The sequence below is a fragment of the Citrobacter sp. XT1-2-2 genome, from assembly GCF_023516235.1.
In the GTDB taxonomy this organism is placed as follows: domain Bacteria; phylum Pseudomonadota; class Gammaproteobacteria; order Enterobacterales; family Enterobacteriaceae; genus Citrobacter; species Citrobacter werkmanii.
Map to the genome: position 1 here is coordinate 537,172 of NZ_CP097324.1, position 18,791 is coordinate 555,962.

Below are 18,791 nucleotides of genomic sequence, written 5' to 3' on the forward strand. Positions count from 1 at the left end.
ATTATTTTGATTTGTTATGCAATAAATAAAGGCTCGCCAGGGCGATTGATCCAGGTCATCGCCGACTGGGGCAAAAAATGGCAGGCTTTGGCCTCTTTTCAAGGCGCGGTCTACCAGATTATGCAGTTACAGAAATTAGTCAATATGTTTGGTGGGGATCTTTCTCGCCGTTATGGACAAAAGGTTCATAAACTCACGCTGCACGGCGGCTTTAGCTGTCCAAATCGCGATGGCACCATCGGGCGCGGCGGATGTACTTTCTGTAATGTCGCCTCGTTTGCCGATGAAGCGCAGCAGCACCATTCCATTGCCGAGCAGCTTGAACATCAGGCGCACCTGGTCAATCGCGCGAAACGCTATCTGGCCTATTTCCAGGCCTACACCAGCACCTTTGCTGAAGTACAGGTGCTGCGTTCGATGTATCAACAGGCGGTCAGCCAGGCCAGTATCGTTGGGTTATGCGTTGGGACGCGCCCCGACTGTGTGCCGGAAGCGGTGCTTGATCTGCTTTGTGAGTATAAAGACCTGGGCTATGAAGTGTGGCTGGAGCTCGGCCTGCAAACCGCGCATGACAAAACCCTACACCGAATTAACCGCGGCCATGATTTCGCCTGCTACCAAAACACCACGCGGCTGGCGCGCGAGCGCGGGCTGAAAGTGTGCTCGCATCTGATCGTCGGTCTGCCGGGAGAAGGGCAGGCAGAATGTCTGCAAACCATGGAACGTGTGGTGGAGACGGGCGTTGACGGTATTAAGCTGCATCCGCTGCATATTGTGAAAGGCAGTACGATGGCGAAAGCCTGGGAAGCCGGGCGGCTGAACGGGATTGAACTGGACGACTACACGATTACCGCAGGGGAGATGATCCGCCATACGCCGCCGGAGGTGATTTATCATCGTATTTCCGCCAGCGCGCGTCGCCCAACGCTGTTGGCGCCGCTATGGTGTGAAAATCGCTGGACGGGGATGGTCGAACTGGATAAGTACCTTAACGAGCACGGCGTGCAAGGCTCGGCGCTGGGTACGCCGTGGGTGCAACTGGGGAGCTAGTATGTAGGCCTGATAAGGCAAAGCCGCCATCAGGCAATCTGCGCCTGCTTGCCTGATGGCGCTTCGCTTATCAGGCCTACGATGAACTTATCCGGCCTACCGCCTACCCGGTCATTTCACCGATAACCGCCGCATTTCTTGCACAATCTTCAACGTCACGCTGAGAATTGAGTATTATTGTGCCAAGTTGTCGTGAAGGAACCCTCTATGAAGCAAATTCGTATGCTGGCGCAATACTATGTCGACCTGATGATGAAGTTAGGTCTGGTGCGCTTTTCGCTGCTATTAGCGCTGGCTTTGGTCGTGTTGGCAATTGTGGTGCAAATGGCTGTCACCATGGTGCTGCATGGCCAGGTAGAAAGCATTGATGTCATCCGCTCTATCTTTTTTGGTCTGTTAATTACCCCCTGGGCCGTCTATTTTTTGTCAGTGGTGGTGGAGCAACTGGAGGAGTCCCGGCAGCGTCTGTCACGGCTGGTGCAAAAGCTGGAAGAGATGCGCGAGCGCGATCTCAAGCTCAATGTGCAGTTGAAAGATAATATCGCCCAGCTCAATCAGGAAATTGTTGAGCGCGAAAAAGCTGAAGCGGAGCGCCAGGAAACGTTTGAGCAACTGAAGGTCGAAATCAAAGAGCGCGAAGAAGCGCAGATTCAGCTTGAGCAACAGTCTTCATTTTTACGCTCTTTCCTTGATGCCTCGCCGGACCTGGTCTTTTATCGTAATGAAGATAAAGAATTTTCCGGCTGTAACCGCGCCATGGAGTTGCTGACCGGCAAGAGCGAAAAGCAACTGGTGAATTTGAAACCGGCTGACGTTTACTCCCCTGAGGCGGCTGAAAAAGTTATTGAGACCGACGAGAAGGTGTTTCGTCATAACGTCTCGCTCACCTATGAACAGTGGCTGGACTATCCGGATGGACGCAAAGCCTGCTTTGAAATTCGTAAAGTGCCTTACTATGACCGCGTTGGTAAACGTCATGGCCTGATGGGCTTTGGTCGCGATATTACCGAACGTAAGCGTTATCAGGACGCGCTTGAACGCGCCAGCCGCGATAAGACCACGTTTATTTCTACCATCAGTCACGAGCTGCGTACGCCGCTGAACGGCATCGTTGGCTTAAGCCGGATCCTGCTGGATACGGATCTGACCGCCGAGCAGGAAAAATACCTGAAAACTATCCATGTCTCTGCCGTGACGTTGGGCAATATTTTCAACGATATTATCGATATGGATAAGATGGAGCGGCGTAAAGTCCAGCTCGATAACCAGCCGATCGATTTCACCAGCTTTATGGCGGATCTGGAAAACCTCTCTGGCCTGCAGGCACAGCAAAAAGGGCTGCGTTTTGTGCTTGAGCCAACGCTACCGTTGCCGCATAAAGTGATTACCGACGGCACGCGTTTGCGCCAGATTCTGTGGAATCTGATCAGCAACGCCGTGAAGTTCACCCAGCAGGGGCAGGTGACCGTGCGGGCGCGCTATGACCAGGGGAATATGCTGCATTTCGAGGTAGAAGATTCCGGGATCGGCATTCCGCAGGATGAACAGGATAAAATCTTCGCCATGTATTATCAGGTGAAGGACAGTAACGGCGGCAAACCGGCAACAGGAACCGGGATTGGTCTGGCCGTATCAAAGCGTCTGGCGAAAAATATGGGCGGCGATATTACGGTCTCCAGCCAGGCTGGTAAAGGCTCTGTCTTTACGCTGACTGTGCATGCGCCTGCGGTAGCGGAAGAGATTGAAGACGCTTTTGAAGACGATGACATGCCGCTGCCCGCCCTGAATGTCCTGCTGGTGGAAGACATTGAACTGAACGTCATTGTCGCGCGCTCAGTGCTGGAAAAACTGGGTAATAGCGTGGATGTCGCCATGACCGGGAAAGCCGCGCTGGAAATGTTCACGCCGGGTGAATATGACCTGGTATTGCTGGATATTCAGCTACCGGATATGACCGGGCTGGATATCTCCCGCGAGCTTACGCAAAAATACGCGCGTGAAGATCTGCCGCCGCTGGTGGCCCTTACCGCCAACGTTCTGAAAGATAAAAAAGAGTATCTGGATGCGGGAATGGACGACGTGCTGAGTAAGCCGCTGTCAGTCCCGGCTTTAACCGCCATGATCAAAAAATACTGGGATACCCGAAACAAAGAGGAGAGCACTGTGACATCTGAAGAGAGCAGTAAATCGCAAGCGCTGTTAGATATTCCTATGTTGGAACAATACCTCGAGCTGGTGGGACCGAAGTTAATTACCGACGGGCTGGCGGTGTTTGAGAAGATGATGCCGGGATATTTGAGCGTGCTGGAATCCAATCTGACTGCACGTGATAAAAAAGGCGTGGTTGAGGAAGGTCATAAAATTAAAGGTGCGGCAGGTTCGGTGGGGCTGCGCCATCTGCAACAGTTAGGTCAGCAAATCCAGTCGCCAGATCTTCCAGCCTGGGAAGATAACGTTGCTGAATGGATTGAAGAGATGAAGCAGGAGTGGCAGCACGACGTGGCGGTACTAAAAGCCTGGGTGGCGAGTGTGGAAAAAAAATGACCCCGGCTTGACCGGGGTGCGCGAATACTGCGCCAACACCAGGGAAATCGTGGCTGCGCCGTAACTTATTGTCATTGTGTACAAAGGCACAGCCCTATTTTTCAGGCCGCACGCAGTTAAGATAGCAAATCTTAAATAATTTGTTACATGAATCAGTTAAATGTGTGAAGCGTAGCATTTAAATCATAATAACTAATATGTTTCAGCCAGTTGAGAAAGGAGTATCACGATGAAAAAAGTGGGAGTCGTGCTCAGCGGATGCGGTGTGTATGACGGTGCAGAGATCCATGAAACCGTACTCACGCTGCTGGCCATTGCCCGCAATGGCGCGCAGGCCGTCTGCTTCGCACCGGATAAACAACAAGCTGATGTGATTAATCATCTGACCGGTGAGCCGATGCCGGAAACACGCAATGTCCTGATTGAAGCCGCTCGCCTCACACGCGGCGAGATTCGCCCGCTTGCTCAGGCGGTTTCAACGGAACTGGATGCGTTGATCGTGCCAGGTGGGTTTGGCGCCGCCAAAAATCTGAGTAATTTTGCCAGCCAGGGCAGCGAATGCCGGGTTGACAGTGATTTAGCCGCGCTGGCAGTTGCCATGCATCAGATGGGGAAACCGTTGGGATTTATGTGTATTGCGCCCGCCATGTTACCCAAAATTTTTGATTTTCCGCTGCGTCTGACCATTGGCACGGATATCGATACGGCAGAGGTACTGGAGGAGATGGGCGCTGAACATGTGCCTTGTCCGGTTGATGACATTGTCGTTGATGAAGACAACAAAATTGTCACCACGCCCGCCTATATGCTGGCGCAGGATATCGCTCAGGCCGCGAGTGGCATCGATAAACTGGTCTCGCGTGTGCTGGTGTTGGTTGAATGAGAACAGGCGTTACCGCTTTTCTGCGGCGTATCTTTCTACGGGCGGTTATCGTCCTCGCCGTATTCTGGGGCGGGGGTATCGCCCTTTTCAGCGTGATGCCGGTGCCGTTCTCGGCGGTGATGGTCGAGCGGCAACTGGGCGCATGGTTATCCGGTGATTTCGGGTATGTGGCGCATTCGGACTGGGTGAGTATGGATGAGATCTCACCGTGGATGGGACTGGCGGTGATTGCCGCCGAGGACCAGAAGTTCCCTGACCATTGGGGATTTGATGTCTCTGCCATCGAGAAAGCGCTGGCGCATAATGAACGTAATGAAAACCGTATTCGCGGGGCGTCAACGTTATCGCAACAGACGGCAAAAAACCTCTTTCTGTGGGATGGACGTAGCTGGGTGCGTAAGGGCCTTGAAGCCGGGCTCACGCTGGGGATGGAAACGGTCTGGAGCAAGAAACGTATTCTGACCGTCTATCTGAACGTTGCGGAGTTTGGCGACGGCATTTTTGGCGTGGAGGCGGCGGCGCAGCGGTATTTTCATAAACCTGCCAGTCGCTTAAGTATGTCTGAAGCGGCCTTGCTGGCGGCGGTCCTACCTAATCCTTTACGTTTTAAAGCGAATGCGCCTTCGGGTTATGTGCGTAGCCGTCAGGCGTGGATTATGCGCCAAATGCGCCAGTTAGGCGGTGAGTCGTTTATGCGGGAAAATAAGCTGTATTAGCGGAGTTATTGCCGGATGCGGCGTAAACGCCTTATCCGGCCTACTGGCTACGTTCTGTGTACTCGATTAATCTTCGTCAAACCCTGAATTAAACAGGGCAACCACCGCGGCCAGAGCTTCAACTTCCTGCGGGCCTGTGGCTTCAACTTCTATCTGCCGCCCCTTCGCAGAATCCAGCATCAGCAGCGCGATAACGCTGTTTGCCTCGGCTTCCGTTCCTTCATCATTACGCAGCAAAACTTCTGCTTCGAAACCCTGCATCAATTCAAAAAGTTTCATTGCTGGCCGGGCATGCATGCCCAGCTTATTAGTGATTTCAACGGTTTGCTTCACGGTCATGATTTACGTTTTTCCAGCGTACGATGGCGTGACTGCACGTTTTTACCGCGTGAGCGGAAGTAGTCTGCCAACTGCTCTGCAATATACACCGAACGGTGTTTCCCGCCGGTACAGCCGATGGCTACAGTGAGGTAGCTGCGGTTGTTGGTCTCCAGCATGGGTAACCATAGCTCAAGATAGCTGCGGGTCTGGTAGATAAAATTGTGTACTTCTGTGTGCCTGTCGAGGAAGGCGGCGACAGGGCGGTCAAGACCGGTCATCGGACGCAGCTTCGGATCCCAGTGTGGGTTGGGCAGGAAGCGCACGTCAAAGACGTAGTCCGCGTCAATCGGGATACCGTGTTTGAAACCAAAGGATTCGAATACCATCGTCAGTTCACGTTCACGTTTGCCCAGCAGTCGGGTACGCAGCATTTCCGCCAGTTCGTGTACGGACATTTCGGAGGTATCAACAATCAGGTCTGCGCGGGAACGCAGCGGCTCCAACAAATCGCTTTCTTTATCGATAGCGCTTTCCAGCGACAAGTTTTTGCTGGAGAGGGGGTGTAAACGACGCGTGTCGCTGTAGCGGCGAATCAGCGTGTTACGGTCAGCATCAAGGAACAGCAACTGCGGTGAGAAGCCTTCAGGCAGATTGTTCATTGCCTGCTCGAAAATCTCCGGGGATTCCGGCATGTTACGCACATCAATGCTGACGGCCGCAGAAATCTGGCGATCGGCCAGTGTACGAGCCAGGTCGGGCAACAGCACTACGGGAAGGTTATCCACGCAGTAAAAACCCATATCTTCCAGCGCACGCAGGGCAACGGATTTGCCTGACCCTGAACGACCGCTGACGATCATCAGTACCATGTACTGTTTCTCCTCACAACGACAAAAAAGGATGCCATTGGGTTGTTATGCTTCATCCTGTCCACCTTCGGTGTCCGTGATGATTTGATACAACTCCTGGTCACTCTGTGCGGCGCGCAGGCGACGGCAGATGGCTTTATCTGCCAGACGTTTGGCGACCAGCGATAATGTATGCAAATGCGTCTTGGTTTGGTCTGCCGGGACCAGCAGGGCGAAAAGCAGATCGACGGGCTGATTATCAATGGCGTCGAAGGCGATGGGCGTTTCGAGTTGCACAAACACGCCAACCGCGCGCATCGTGTCTTCTTCCAGCTTGCCGTGCGGGATGGCAATACCATTACCGATGCCGGTACTGCCCATTTTTTCACGCGTCAGAATGGCTTCAAATACCACCTGAGAGGGCAAGCTGAGCTGTTTTGCCGCCAGTTCACTGATGATTTCCAGTGCGCGTTTCTTGCTTTGGCAGTGAACGGCCGCGCGCGTACATTCCTGGTTAAGAACATTGCTCAGTTGTAGAGTCGTATCGTTATTTGTCATAATTTCACCTAAGCGCTAACTGTACAAATGGCCCGTTGTGCTGCACAACAGGCCGTCCTGCACCCGCTAACTGCCCGGACAAGTTAGTGCTGTTTCAGTTTATCTTTATGTTTTGTTAACTGCCGAGCCAGTTTATCAATTAAACCGTCAATGGCGGCGTACATATCCTGACCTTCCGCGCTGGCATGAATTTCACCACCGTTTACATGCAGTGTTGCATCCGAGATATGTGTAACCTTCTCCACTTTCAACACAATATAGACCTGATTAATCCGGTCGAAATATTGTTCAAGCTTGGCGAATTTGGTATTAACAAACTCGCGCAGAGCTTCCGTGATTTCGACGTTGTTTCCAGTGATGTTGAGCTGCATAGTGTCTTCCTTATCGGTTGGGTCACACCAGTTGTTTGCGCTGGTTAGACGGCGGAATGGATAAAGACTCTCGGTACTTCGCAACGGTGCGGCGCGCCACCATGATACCCTGATCCGACAGCATAGAGGTTAACTTGCTATCACTCAGCGGTTTCGCGGGGTTCTCCGCAGCAATTAATTTCTTCACCAGTGCGCGGATCGCTGTGGATGAGGCTTCGCCCCCGCCTTCAGTGTTAACGTGACTGGAAAAGAAATACTTCAGTTCAAATATGCCGCGCGGACTGTGCAAATACTTTTGCGTGGTCACTCGGGAAATGGTCGATTCGTGCATCTCGACGGCTTGGGCGATATCCGCCAGCACCATCGGTTTCATAAATTCTTCGCCTTGCTCAAAGAAGGCCTGCTGCTGTTCAACGATACAGCGACTGACGCGCAGCAGCGTATCATTGCGGCTTTCCAGACTTTTAATCAGCCACTTCGCATCCTGCAAATTGCTACGAATAAACTGGCTGTCGGCATCGTTGCGCGCGCTATTGCACATCGCGGCGTAGTGCTGGTTAATCTGCAAGCGTGGAATGCTGTCGCCGTTGAGTTCGACCACCCAACGATCGTTATGCTTACGCACCAGCACATCCGGGATGACGTATTCCGGCTCGCCGGTTTGGATCGACTGTCCTGGGCGGGGATCGAGCGACTGGATGAGGTTGACGGCTTCTTTCAGCACGTCTTCTTTCAGTCGGGTTACGCGCATCAGCGAGCGAAAGTCATGGTTGGCTAACAGATCGAGGTGATCGCTGATGATCAGGCGCGCTTCTTCCAGCCATGGTGTGGACTTATCAAATTGCGAAAGTTGGATCAGTAAGCAGTCACGCAGATCTTTGGCTGCCACGCCAACGGGATCAAAGCGCTGAACGCGTTTAAGCACGGCTTCGATTTCATCCATACCGACGTCATCATCGCCCATGCTTTCGAGAATATCGTCCAGGGACACGGTGAGATAACCGGTTTCGTCAACCGCATCAACAATCGATGTCGCAATGGCGCGATCGGTATCCGAGAACGGGGTCAGCTCCACTTGCCACATCAGGTAATCCTGCAGCGATTGCGTGGTCTCCCCCTGATAAACAGGCAGTTCGTCGTCAATGTAATCTCCGCTGGTGCCTGAAGGCGTACCGGCGGTGTAGATTTCATCCCAACTGGCGTCAAGCGGCAATTCCTCTGGCATCTCTTTTTGTTCGAGCGCATCTGCGGTATCGAGGGATTCGCTGTCCTGTTTTTCCTGGGTATCAATTTCGTCGTGAAGATCGGTTTGCTCGAGCAGTGGGTTACTTTCCAGCGCTTGCTGAAGTTCTTGCTGAAGTTCCAGCGTGGACAACTGCAACAGACGGATCGCCTGTTGTAGCTGAGGCGTCATCGCCAGTTGTTGGCTAAGCCTGAGTTGCAAACCTTGCTTCATGTTCAGAGTTGTTTTCTCCTGCGGTGACGTGAAGTCTTCTACCCTATCAGAGTCTGAAGTCTTCCCCAAGGTATACGCGCTTAACGTGCTCATCCTGCAGTATTTCTGTCGGCGTGCCGTGGGCGATCAGGTGTCCCTGGCTCACGATATAGGCGCGCTCACAAACTGCCAGCGTTTCGCGGACGTTATGGTCGGTAATCAACACCCCAAGCCCGCTGTCGCGCAGGTGTTCGATGATCCGTTTGATATCGATAACGGAAATCGGGTCAACACCGGCAAACGGTTCATCAAGCAGGATAAATTTCGGATTCGCGGCCAGCGCGCGGGCGATTTCCACACGGCGTCGTTCACCACCGGAGAGCGATTGGCCCATGCTGTCACGCAGATGTTCGATATGGAATTCTTCCATTAGCTCATTGGCGCGATCTTCCCGCTGCTCACTGGTGAGATCGTCACGAATTTGCAGTACCGCCATCAGGTTATCAAACACGCTCAGGCGACGGAAAATAGACGCTTCCTGCGGTAGGTAGCCGATGCCGCGACGCGCGCGCGCATGCAGTGGCAGCAGACTGATATCTTCGTCATCAATGATAATGTTGCCCGCATCGCGCGGGACAATGCCGACCACCATGTAAAATGTCGTTGTCTTGCCCGCACCGTTAGGACCAAGCAGACCGACGATCTCCCCGGAGTTGACGGTCAGACTGACATCTTCCACCACACGGCGACCCTTATAGGCCTTTGCAAGGTTCTTTGCAGTTAATGTTGCCATAACGAATCAGTTACCTTTTTTCTCTGCCGGAGCCTTGTTTTTGTCCTGCAACTGCGACGGAACCAGAACGGTGGTGACGCGTTTGCCTTTATCGCTGAAGGCCTGCATTTTCTGCTCTTTTACCAGATAGGTGATCTTATCACCCGTGATGTTGCTATCGAGCTGTTCCAGGTAAGCCTTACCGGTGAGTACGACGAAGTCTTTCGCCAGTTCATAGTGCATGTGTGAGGCGCGGCCTTTCACTGGCTTACCGTTGTCCTGCATCTGGTAAAAGGTGGCGGGCTCACCGTAACCATCAATCACTTCTTTACCGTCTTCACCGCCCGGGCGGGTCACAACGACTTTATCGGCATTAATTTTGATGGTGCCCTGAGTCACAATCACGTTACCAGTAAACGTCACCACGTTGCCCTGCATATCCAGGGACTGCTGGTCCGACTCGATATGAATCGGCTGCTCGGTATCGCCGGTGACGGCAAATGCCGGAATGCTGGCGGCCAGAAGTGAACTGGCAAGCACAAGATTAAGGCTGAGTTTGTTTATTTTGGATTTCATATGAGGTTCTAACCTTTTCAATCAGCTCGGCGTTCTTGTTGCGTAAGTTGCCGCGCATCTTCAGTCCGCTGGAGTTAAATGTTGTGCCATATAACGTGACAAGATCATCAGAAGTGACGTCTTGAGTCACCAGGTTAATCTGTGCGTTATCGGTCGTAATTCTGCGTAGTTGAGAGTCAGGCACCAGGGCGTTAACTTCAACATGGCCGTACAGATACAGCATTCGATCGTTGGTCAATTTGGCTTTATCGGCTTTGATTGACCAGGTCGGTACTTTATCTTTATCAAACGTGGTTAATACCGGTTGAGTAAACCACGAAACCGCTTGCTCCGAATAATATTCAACGTGTTGGGCGATCAAGTGATAGCTCAGCGCGCCTTCCGGACTATACACGACGGTATCGGTATGTTCGCTTTTATAGGTTGGCTCGTTGTTATTGACGGAGACCTGAGTGGCCTCGTCTTTGTCTGCCAGGTTAATACCAATCATCACAAGGACAGCCAGCGACAGTAGAATGATAACCCAACGTCTGGTTTTGCTCATATCGATTGCCCTTTGGCCTCGTCCAGTTTGCCCTGCGCCAGGAGTAATAAATCGCAGACTTCACGTACAGCGCCGCGTCCCCCATCGATACGGGTGACGTAGTCGGCGCGTGGAATCAGCAATGGATGGGCATCCGCCACCGCTATGCTTAATCCCACTTTTGCCATCACTGGCCAGTCGATCAGGTCATCGCCAACATAGGCCACATTTTCCGGCGCGATCGCCAGTTTTCCAAGCAGATCGTCAAAGGCGATCAGTTTGTCTGACTGCCCCTGATACAGATGCGTGATCCCCAATGTGGCACAGCGATCTTCTACAAGTTTAGCCTTTCGTCCGGTAATAATAGCAACCTCAATACCGGAAGTGAGCGCACAGCGAATTCCGTAGCCATCGCGGACGTTAAAAGCCTTCAGCTCTTCACCGTTGTTGCCCATATAAATCAGACCATCAGACAATACGCCATCCACATCCAGGATCAGCAAACGGATGTTCTCAGCCCGGGTGATAACGTCAGCGTTGACGGGTCCATAACAGGTCGCAAGCGACGCACCTGCTTTACTCATTTTCTTTATCCTTGAGTTTCTTACACTACACCTGCACGCAGCAGATCATGCATATGTAACACACCGAGTAACTGGTCGCCATCAGCAACCATTACCGAAGTGATATGGCGGGACTGCATTAAGTTCAGGGCATCAACGGCAAGAATGCCCGGACGCACGCGAATGCCTCCAGGGGTCATCACATCGGCAATGCCTAACTGGCGTACATCTACGCCCATATCAAAGACGCGACGTAAATCGCCATCCGTGAAAATACCGTCAATCTTCATTGCATCATCGCAAATGACGGTCATGCCGAGATTTTTACGTGTGATCTCAAGTAAGGCGTCACGCAGGCTGGCGCTTTTATTAACATGCGGAATCTCATCACCCGTATGCATAATATCGTTAACACGCAGCAAAAGCTTACGGCCCAGTGCGCCACCCGGATGCGATAACGCAAAATCTTCCGCGGTGAAGCCGCGTGCTTTTAATAACGCCACGGCAAGGGCATCGCCCATCACCAGCGTTGCGGTGGTGCTGCTGGTCGGCGCCAGGCCTAACGGGCAAGCTTCCTTGGGCACTTTAACACACAGATGCACATCTGCCGCACGCGCCATGCTGCTTTCCGGACGGCCGGTGATGCAGATAAGCGGGACATGAAGACGTTTTAATACCGGGATTAACGCCGCTATCTCATTGGATTCGCCGGAGTTAGAGATGGCGATCACCACATCCTGCGGCGAGACCATGCCTAAATCACCATGCGCGGCTTCGCCCGGGTGCACGAAAAATGAGGGGGTGCCGGTGCTGGCAAAAGTGGCCGCCATCTTCCGCCCAATATGTCCGGATTTCCCCATCCCCATCACCACGACTTTGCCCGGGCAACTGAATATTTTTTCACAGGCGAGGGTAAAGTTTTGATTAATGTACTGATCAAGCTCCGCCAGGCCTTCACGTTCAATTGCCAGGACTTCCTTGCCTGCTTGCTGAAAGTCAAAACCCGGTTGCAACTCTAAGTGCGACATAATGCGTTTCCAGTTATCCAACGAGAAGTGGCGATAACCAATACAGCATCGCCAGCCATATGATAAAACCGCCGGTCAGCAGCGCACCCGCGCCGCGACCAATCTGGCGCGGACGTCGCCAGCAGAGTAGTGCAAAAATCACGCTCACCAGCAGCATGACGCTATAGTCACGGGTGAAGGCCATCGGATTGACTTCACCCGGCGTAATTAGCGCCGGTAACCCGAGGACGATAACAATATTAAAAATGTTCGCGCCGATGATGTTGCCAACGGCAATATCGTTTTCGCCTTTACGCAGACCCGCAATGGCCGTTGCCAGCTCTGGCAAACTGGTACCAATAGCGACTACCGTCAGCCCGATGGTGAGTTCGCTCATGGCGAAATAGTTCGCCAGTACGGTGGCGTTATCCACCACCATCCGTGTTGCCATTGGCATAATAATCAACGCAATGCCCAACCACAAAAATGCGACCGGCAATCCGCCTTCGCGTGGAAGTTCCGCTATCTGCTCTCGGGTCAGCGTGTCATTGCCTTGTCGCTCAGCCAGACGGGCGATTTTAACAATGAATAGCAGCCATAGCACGGCCAGAAGCAGGAGAAAGAAACCGTCACTACGACTCAACTGGCCGTCATACAACACGGATGCGGCTAAAATACTCACCAGCAACATTAGCGGTAATTCACGGCGCAGAACATCAGAATGCACGGTAAAAGGATGAATCAGCGCCGACAGACCTAAAATAAGCAGAATGTTGGTAATGTTAGAGCCGATAGCGGTACCCACGGCCAGATCGAGTTGCCCATTTATTGATGCCGCCACAGAGACAATGATCTCGGGTAACGACGTCCCTACGCTGACAACGGTCATCCCAATAATAATGGGGGGGATACCGAAATTTCGACATAAAATGGATGCGGCAAATACCAGACGGTCGGCACCGTAGACCACCAGAAGTAAACCAATTATTAACAGCGCCGTCGCTAAAAGCATCTAAAGTCCTTTCTTCAGGTATACTCGCCGGTCCACTTGAAGGATCTTCTGGAAGCCGTAACGAAGTCTTAATTTTGACTTTATGCGGCTAAAAAGTAAAACAAATGCCAGCTTTCGCTAACCAGGACAGGCAATAATCTGTAAATATGTTGGGTTCAGGGCTAAATTGAGCGCCAAACTCTTCGATCAACGAGGCAATAGTAAAGGATGAATCAATGGGTCAGTCTGTGGCGAATCTAGTCGATATGCGCGATGTCAGCTTTTCCCGAGGCGATCGCTGCATCTTTGATAATATTTCCCTGACGGTGCCGCGTGGTAAGGTGACGGCGATCATGGGGCCATCAGGCATCGGCAAAACGACGCTATTGCGTCTGATTGGCGGACAGATACCCCCGGATAAGGGCGAGATCCTGTTCGACGGCGAGAACGTTCCGGCCATGTCCCGTTCGCGTTTATTTACCGTGCGTAAACGCATGAGTATGTTGTTTCAGTCCGGCGCGCTGTTTACCGACATGAACGTGTTTGACAACGTCGCGTATCCGCTACGCGAGCATACGACGTTGCCTGCAGCGTTGCTGAAAAGCACGGTGATGATGAAGCTTGAAGCCGTTGGTCTGCGGGGCGCGGCAAAGTTAATGCCTTCTGAATTATCCGGTGGGATGGCACGGCGTGCCGCGTTAGCACGCGCCATCGCGCTGGAGCCTGACCTCATTATGTTTGACGAACCGTTCGTCGGCCAGGATCCCATTACCATGGGGGTGCTGGTGAAACTGATTTCGGAATTGAACAGTGCGCTGGGCGTCACCTGCGTGGTGGTGTCCCATGATGTGCCTGAGGTGCTGAGTATTGCAGATTACGCCTATATTATGGCGGACAAAAAAATAGTGGCCTACGGTAGTGCTCAGGCTCTGCAAGAAAACGCCGACCCGCGCGTACGTCAGTTCCTTGACGGTATTGCTGATGGGCCGGTTCCGTTCCGTTATCCGGCGGGCGACTACCACATCGATTTACTCAAAACAGGGAGTTAAGCCACCCATGTTGTTAAATGCGCTGGCATCACTCGGACATCGAGGGATTAAAACCCTCAGGACGTTCGGGCGAGCCGGATTAATGTTGTTCAATGCGGTTGTCGGCAAGCCGGAGTTTCGCAAACATGCGCCACTGCTGATACGCCAGCTCTATAATGTCGGTGTCTTATCGATGCTGATCATTATTGTTTCTGGTGTGTTCATCGGTATGGTGCTGGGGTTGCAGGGATACCTGGTTCTGACGACCTACAGTGCGGAAACCAGCCTTGGCATGCTGGTGGCGCTGTCATTGTTACGTGAGCTGGGGCCGGTTGTTGCGGCGCTACTGTTTGCCGGGCGCGCCGGATCGGCCTTAACCGCAGAGATTGGCCTGATGCGGGCGACCGAGCAACTCTCCAGTCTGGAAATGATGGCCGTCGATCCGCTGCGTCGGGTGATCTCTCCGCGTTTTTGGGCCGGTGTCATTTCATTGCCGCTGTTGACGGTTATTTTTGTCGCGGTGGGGATCTGGGGCGGTTCGCTGGTTGGCGTTAGCTGGAAAGGTATTGATGCAGGCTTTTTCTGGTCGGCGATGCAAAATGCCGTCGACTGGCGTCTGGATCTGGTCAACTGTCTGATTAAGAGCGTGGTGTTCGCCATAACGGTCACCTGGATTGCATTGTTCAATGGTTATGATGCGATCCCGACCTCAGCCGGCATTAGCCGGGCAACGACACGCACCGTTGTGCACGCCTCTCTCGCCGTTCTGGGGCTGGATTTTGTGCTCACCGCACTGATGTTTGGGAATTGAGTTCATGCAAACGAAAAAAAATGAAATTTGGGTCGGGTTATTTCTGCTGATTGCGCTGCTGGCTGCGCTGTTTGTCTGCCTGAAGGCAGCGAATGTTACCTCAATGCGTACTGAGCCGACTTACACGATTTATGCGACTTTTGATAATATTGGCGGCCTGAAAGAACGCTCTCCGGTGCGGATTGGCGGGGTGGTGGTTGGACGCGTATCGGATATCTCGCTGGATCCGAAAACGTACCTGCCGCGCGTGACCCTGGAAATCGAATCGCGTTTTAACCATATTCCTGACACCAGCTCCCTGAGCATCCGTACTTCCGGCCTGCTGGGAGAGCAGTATCTGGCATTGAACGTCGGTTTTGAAGATCCTGAGCTGGGAACGTCTATCCTCAAAGATGGCGGTACGATTCAGGACACGAAATCCGCAATGGTGCTGGAAGACATGATTGGTCAGTTCCTTTACAACAGCAACAGTAAAGGTGATGACAATAAGAATTCTGGCGATGCGCCAGCCGCAACTGAAGGCAATAATGAAGCCACTACGCCTGCGGGCGCAACGAAATAATCTCAGGAGAATCGACGTATGTTTAAACGATTGATGATGGTGGCTATGCTGATCATTGCCCCCCTTAGCGCGGCAACCGCGGCGGATCAGACTAACCCGTACAAGTTGATGAATGAGGCGGCGCAGAAGACCTTTGACCGCCTGAAGAACGAGCAACCTAAAATCCGCGCAAACCCGGATTACCTGCGCGATGTTGTCGATCAGGAATTGTTGCCATACGTACAGGTTAAATATGCTGGTGCGCTGGTCCTGGGCCGCTACTACAAAGAAGCGACCCCGGCACAACGTGACGCCTATTTCGCCGCCTTTCGTGAATACCTGAAGCAGGCTTACGGTCAGGCGCTGGCAATGTATCACGGTCAGACCTATCAGATTGCCCCTGAGCAGCCGCTGGGTGATGCGACCATCGTGCCTATCCGCGTGACCATTATCGATCCGAATGGCCGCCCTCCGGTTCGTCTGGATTTCCAGTGGCGTAAAAACTCGCAAACCGGTAACTGGCAGGCGTATGACATGATCGCCGAAGGCGTCAGCATGATCACCACCAAACAGAATGAGTGGAGCGACCTGCTGCGTACCAAAGGTATCGATGGCCTGACAGCACAACTGAAATCTATTTCTCAGCAGAAAATTACCCTGGAAGAGAAAAAATAATGACCCAGTCACTCACCTGGAAGCGTGAAGGTGACAAGCTGGTGCTGGCGGGAGAGCTGGATCAAGACGTGTTAAATCCATTATGGGATGCGCGAGTTGAGGCGATGCAAGGGGTAACCTGCATCGACCTGAACCAGGTTTCCCGGGTGGATACCGGTGGTCTGGCGTTACTGCTGCACTTGATTGATCAGGGCAAGCAGCAGGGGAACAGCGTTTCGCTCGCTGGTGTTAACGATAAAGTTTACACGCTGGCGCAGCTTTACAATCTGCCTGACGATGTCCTTCCGCGTTAATTTTTTCAGGCTGGATAAGGCCTTGTGCCTTCATCCAGCATCCCCATCATAAGGGATCTGCCATCAAAGCCTTGTCTGATTTATCAGCGAGGCTTTTTGCTTATTTATGACAGCGCCACTTTGCTCTAAGATGTTGGGCTGTTTTCACTATCTGACGAATGAAGAGCCCATGGAAAATAATGAAATTCAGAGCGTGCTGATGAATGCGCTCTCCCTCCAGGAAGTCCACGTTTCTGGCGACGGCAGTCACTTTCAGGTTATTGCCGTGGGTGAGATGTTTGAAGGCATGAGCCGGGTCAAGAAGCAGCAATCAGTCTATGGCCCGTTGATGGAGTACATTGCGGACAACCGCATTCATGCTTTGTCGATTAAAGCGTTTACCCCAGCGGAATGGGCGCGCGATCGCAAACTTAATGGTTTTTGAGCTACGGGTGATGTGCCGGTAGCGAAGATAAATTCTTAACAGAGAACAGAATAATGGATAAATTTCGTGTTCAGGGGCCAACGAAGCTCCAGGGCGAAGTCACAATTTCAGGCGCTAAAAACGCCGCACTGCCGATCCTGTTTGCGGCGCTGCTGGCGGAAGAACCTGTAGAGATCCAAAACGTCCCGAAACTGAAGGACGTTGACACTTCCATGAAGCTACTGAGCCAGTTGGGTGCGAAAGTTGAGCGTAATGGTTCCGTGCACATTGATGCGCGTGACGTTAACGTCTTCTGTGCACCGTATGATCTGGTGAAAACCATGCGTGCGTCTATCTGGGCGCTCGGACCGTTGGTTGCTCGCTTTGGCCAGGGGCAGGTTTCACTGCCGGGCGGTTGCACCATCGGCGCGCGTCCGGTTGACCTGCACATTACCGGTCTGGAGCAGTTAGGCGCGACGATCAAGCTGGAAGAAGGCTATGTGAAGGCGTCCGTTGATGGCCGTCTGAAAGGCGCGCATATCGTTATGGATAAGGTGAGCGTCGGCGCGACGGTCACTATTATGTGTGCGGCAACACTTGCTGAAGGCACCACCATCATTGAAAACGCCGCACGCGAGCCGGAGATCGTCGATACCGCTAATTTCCTGATTGCGCTGGGTGCGAAGATCAGCGGCCAGGGTACCGATCGCATTACCATCGAAGGTGTTGAACGTCTCGGCGGTGGTGTTTATCGCGTTCTGCCAGACCGTATTGAAACCGGCACTTTCCTGGTTGCAGCAGCGATTTCTCGCGGCAAAATTATCTGCCGCAATGCGCAACCTGACACGCTGGATGCCGTCCTGGCGAAGCTGCGTGATGCGGGGGCGGATATCGAAGTCGGCGACGACTGGATAAGCCTCGACATGCACGGCAAGCGTCCGAAGGCGGTCAATGTACGCACTGCGCCGCACCCGGCGTTCCCGACTGATATGCAGGCCCAGTTCACGCTGCTGAATCTGGTGGCAGAAGGAACAGGCTTCATCACGGAAACCGTGTTTGAAAACCGCTTCATGCACGTGCCTGAGCTGAGCCGTATGGGCGCTCACGCGGAAATCGAAAGCAACACTGTGATTTGCCACGGTGTGGAAACGCTCTCCGGCGCGCAAGTGATGGCGACCGATCTGCGTGCGTCAGCAAGCCTGGTGTTGGCGGGTTGTATTGCTGAAGGTACGACGGTGGTTGACCGTATTTATCACATCGATCGCGGCTATGAGCGCATCGAAGATAAACTGCGTGCGCTGGGCGCAAACATTGAGCGCGTGAAAGGCGAGTAATCGTCAACGCCTCTGGTAACCCCCTGGTCTTTGGGCCGGGGGTTACTGCTTAATGTTCATTCAGGATTCTTTTTCCCTCTCGGTCCCCTCATCATCCGTGTTCTGTCGATGAATTCATGCGTTTTTGCATCGTGGTAGCGCGACGGCCAGATCACCCAAGGGTCGGTTCCCAGCGCCCGGGCAATAATCAACTCTCCTTTCGGCCATGGCCGCGTTAACGCGTTCGCCAGCGTTGATGAACTCAAGCCATTTTTACGTGACTCAGCGGCCATTGAGGTGCCTTTTTTGCGCAGTCCGGCGATGATGTCGGCCGTATGCCAGTCAATCAGCTTGCTTTCCATAAATTCATCTCTCCTTTGGTTAATGACTTACGGTTTCACGATCGGTTGTGGCGACACTATAACGCTCCGAGAACAAATGTTCTAAAATGTTCATGTAAGGCGTGAGTATATTCAGATTATGCCAATGTCTGGCGTGATAATCCGGAAAGATGAAAGGGCTTATTGGAATTTATAAGAGCATCCCGTGCGAGGCACGGGATGATGAGT

The 18,791-nt window shown here is 52.7% G+C and carries 23 protein-coding genes; 11 read left to right on the top strand and 12 right to left on the bottom strand.

Going from position 1 to position 18,791, the window contains the following annotated elements:
* The first annotated feature begins 120 nt into the window (after nt 1-120).
* From M4I31_RS02605 to mtgA, 4 genes are all read left to right on the top strand, one after another.
* Nucleotides 121-1,050 (top strand): TIGR01212 family radical SAM protein, encoded by a 930-nt coding sequence (locus M4I31_RS02605; RefSeq protein WP_110496730.1) that lies wholly within the window; start codon nt 121-123, stop codon nt 1,048-1,050.
* Between the two features lie 207 nt (nt 1,051-1,257).
* On the top strand, nt 1,258-3,594 hold the full coding sequence (gene arcB, locus M4I31_RS02610) for an aerobic respiration two-component sensor histidine kinase ArcB (RefSeq protein WP_069324404.1): 2,337 nt from the start codon (nt 1,258-1,260) through the stop codon (nt 3,592-3,594).
* A gap of 229 nt (nt 3,595-3,823) precedes the next feature.
* The gene (gene elbB / locus M4I31_RS02615; protein WP_038634284.1) at nt 3,824-4,477 is read left to right on the top strand and encodes an isoprenoid biosynthesis glyoxalase ElbB; all 654 of its coding nucleotides are present in this window, start codon (nt 3,824-3,826) and stop codon (nt 4,475-4,477) included.
* On the top strand, nt 4,474-5,193 hold the full coding sequence (gene mtgA / locus M4I31_RS02620; protein WP_038634281.1) for a monofunctional biosynthetic peptidoglycan transglycosylase: 720 nt from the start codon (nt 4,474-4,476) through the stop codon (nt 5,191-5,193). The genes elbB and mtgA overlap by 4 nt, the downstream gene beginning before the upstream one ends.
* A gap of 66 nt (nt 5,194-5,259) precedes the next feature.
* On the opposite strand, the gene npr is transcribed toward mtgA, so the two are convergent.
* The 11 genes from npr to M4I31_RS02675 form a co-directional block, all read right to left on the bottom strand.
* Nucleotides 5,260-5,532: a PTS phosphocarrier protein NPr gene (gene npr, locus M4I31_RS02625; protein ID WP_003025086.1), complete on the bottom strand. Its 273-nt coding sequence runs from the start codon at nt 5,530-5,532 to the stop codon at nt 5,260-5,262.
* Complete coding sequence (rapZ, locus tag M4I31_RS02630; RefSeq protein ID WP_003025085.1) at nt 5,529-6,383, bottom strand: RNase adapter RapZ; 855 nt, start codon at nt 6,381-6,383, stop codon at nt 5,529-5,531. The genes npr and rapZ overlap by 4 nt, the downstream gene beginning before the upstream one ends.
* Before the next feature lie 45 nt (nt 6,384-6,428).
* Nucleotides 6,429-6,920: a PTS IIA-like nitrogen regulatory protein PtsN gene (gene ptsN, locus M4I31_RS02635; RefSeq protein ID WP_038634278.1), complete on the bottom strand. Its 492-nt coding sequence runs from the start codon at nt 6,918-6,920 to the stop codon at nt 6,429-6,431.
* Nucleotides 6,921-7,003: 83 nt separating this feature from the next.
* Entirely contained in the window at nt 7,004-7,291 is a 288-nt protein-coding gene (gene hpf / locus M4I31_RS02640; RefSeq protein ID WP_038634275.1) for a ribosome hibernation promoting factor, read from the bottom strand.
* 22 nt (nt 7,292-7,313) lie between these two features.
* Nucleotides 7,314-8,747 (bottom strand): RNA polymerase factor sigma-54, encoded by a 1,434-nt coding sequence (rpoN, locus tag M4I31_RS02645; protein WP_085048639.1) that lies wholly within the window; start codon nt 8,745-8,747, stop codon nt 7,314-7,316.
* Nucleotides 8,748-8,793: 46 nt separating this feature from the next.
* Nucleotides 8,794-9,519, bottom strand: coding sequence for an LPS export ABC transporter ATP-binding protein (gene lptB / locus M4I31_RS02650; RefSeq protein WP_003025073.1), 726 nt, complete (start codon nt 9,517-9,519; stop codon nt 8,794-8,796).
* Between the two features lie 6 nt (nt 9,520-9,525).
* Nucleotides 9,526-10,074 (bottom strand): lipopolysaccharide ABC transporter substrate-binding protein LptA, encoded by a 549-nt coding sequence (gene lptA, locus M4I31_RS02655; protein ID WP_038634270.1) that lies wholly within the window; start codon nt 10,072-10,074, stop codon nt 9,526-9,528.
* The gene (gene lptC / locus M4I31_RS02660) at nt 10,043-10,618 is read right to left on the bottom strand and encodes an LPS export ABC transporter periplasmic protein LptC (protein ID WP_085048640.1); all 576 of its coding nucleotides are present in this window, start codon (nt 10,616-10,618) and stop codon (nt 10,043-10,045) included. Before lptC ends, lptA begins: the two co-directional genes overlap by 32 nt.
* Nucleotides 10,615-11,181: a 3-deoxy-manno-octulosonate-8-phosphatase KdsC gene (gene kdsC / locus M4I31_RS02665; protein WP_085048641.1), complete on the bottom strand. Its 567-nt coding sequence runs from the start codon at nt 11,179-11,181 to the stop codon at nt 10,615-10,617. Before kdsC ends, lptC begins: the two co-directional genes overlap by 4 nt.
* A 20-nt stretch (nt 11,182-11,201) precedes the next feature.
* Nucleotides 11,202-12,188 carry an arabinose-5-phosphate isomerase KdsD gene (gene kdsD, locus M4I31_RS02670; RefSeq protein ID WP_085048642.1) on the bottom strand — a complete coding sequence of 329 codons (987 nt, stop codon included), beginning with the start codon at nt 12,186-12,188 and terminating at the stop codon, nt 11,202-11,204.
* A 13-nt stretch (nt 12,189-12,201) separates the two neighbouring features.
* Nucleotides 12,202-13,179, bottom strand: coding sequence for a calcium/sodium antiporter (locus tag M4I31_RS02675; RefSeq protein ID WP_038634258.1), 978 nt, complete (start codon nt 13,177-13,179; stop codon nt 12,202-12,204).
* Nucleotides 13,180-13,394: 215 nt separating this feature from the next.
* Here M4I31_RS02675 and mlaF point away from each other — a divergent pair, with 215 nt between their 5' ends.
* The 7 genes from mlaF (at nt 13,395) to murA (ending at nt 18,243) form a co-directional block, all read left to right on the top strand.
* On the top strand, nt 13,395-14,207 hold the full coding sequence (gene mlaF / locus M4I31_RS02680) for a phospholipid ABC transporter ATP-binding protein MlaF (RefSeq protein ID WP_038634255.1): 813 nt from the start codon (nt 13,395-13,397) through the stop codon (nt 14,205-14,207).
* A gap of 7 nt (nt 14,208-14,214) precedes the next feature.
* A complete protein-coding gene (gene mlaE / locus M4I31_RS02685) occupies nt 14,215-14,997 on the top strand; it encodes a lipid asymmetry maintenance ABC transporter permease subunit MlaE (protein ID WP_085048643.1) in 783 nt (260 codons plus the stop codon).
* 4 nt (nt 14,998-15,001) lie between these two features.
* Nucleotides 15,002-15,559 (top strand): outer membrane lipid asymmetry maintenance protein MlaD, encoded by a 558-nt coding sequence (gene mlaD / locus M4I31_RS02690; RefSeq protein WP_038642894.1) that lies wholly within the window; start codon nt 15,002-15,004, stop codon nt 15,557-15,559.
* Between the two features lie 18 nt (nt 15,560-15,577).
* On the top strand, nt 15,578-16,213 hold the full coding sequence (mlaC, locus tag M4I31_RS02695) for a phospholipid-binding protein MlaC (RefSeq protein ID WP_038634253.1): 636 nt from the start codon (nt 15,578-15,580) through the stop codon (nt 16,211-16,213).
* On the top strand, nt 16,213-16,506 hold the full coding sequence (gene mlaB, locus M4I31_RS02700; protein WP_038634251.1) for a lipid asymmetry maintenance protein MlaB: 294 nt from the start codon (nt 16,213-16,215) through the stop codon (nt 16,504-16,506). The genes mlaC and mlaB overlap by 1 nt, the downstream gene beginning before the upstream one ends.
* 169 nt (nt 16,507-16,675) lie before the next feature.
* Entirely contained in the window at nt 16,676-16,930 is a 255-nt protein-coding gene (gene ibaG, locus M4I31_RS02705) for a BolA family iron metabolism protein IbaG (RefSeq protein ID WP_032940719.1), read from the top strand.
* Nucleotides 16,931-16,983: 53 nt separating this feature from the next.
* The gene (gene murA, locus M4I31_RS02710; protein WP_047026390.1) at nt 16,984-18,243 is read left to right on the top strand and encodes a UDP-N-acetylglucosamine 1-carboxyvinyltransferase; all 1,260 of its coding nucleotides are present in this window, start codon (nt 16,984-16,986) and stop codon (nt 18,241-18,243) included.
* Between the two features lie 56 nt (nt 18,244-18,299).
* Here the strand turns inward: murA and sfsB are convergent, their stop codons facing one another.
* The gene (gene sfsB / locus M4I31_RS02715) at nt 18,300-18,584 is read right to left on the bottom strand and encodes a DNA-binding transcriptional regulator SfsB (RefSeq protein WP_038634246.1); all 285 of its coding nucleotides are present in this window, start codon (nt 18,582-18,584) and stop codon (nt 18,300-18,302) included.
* Nucleotides 18,585-18,791 lie beyond the last annotated feature (207 nt).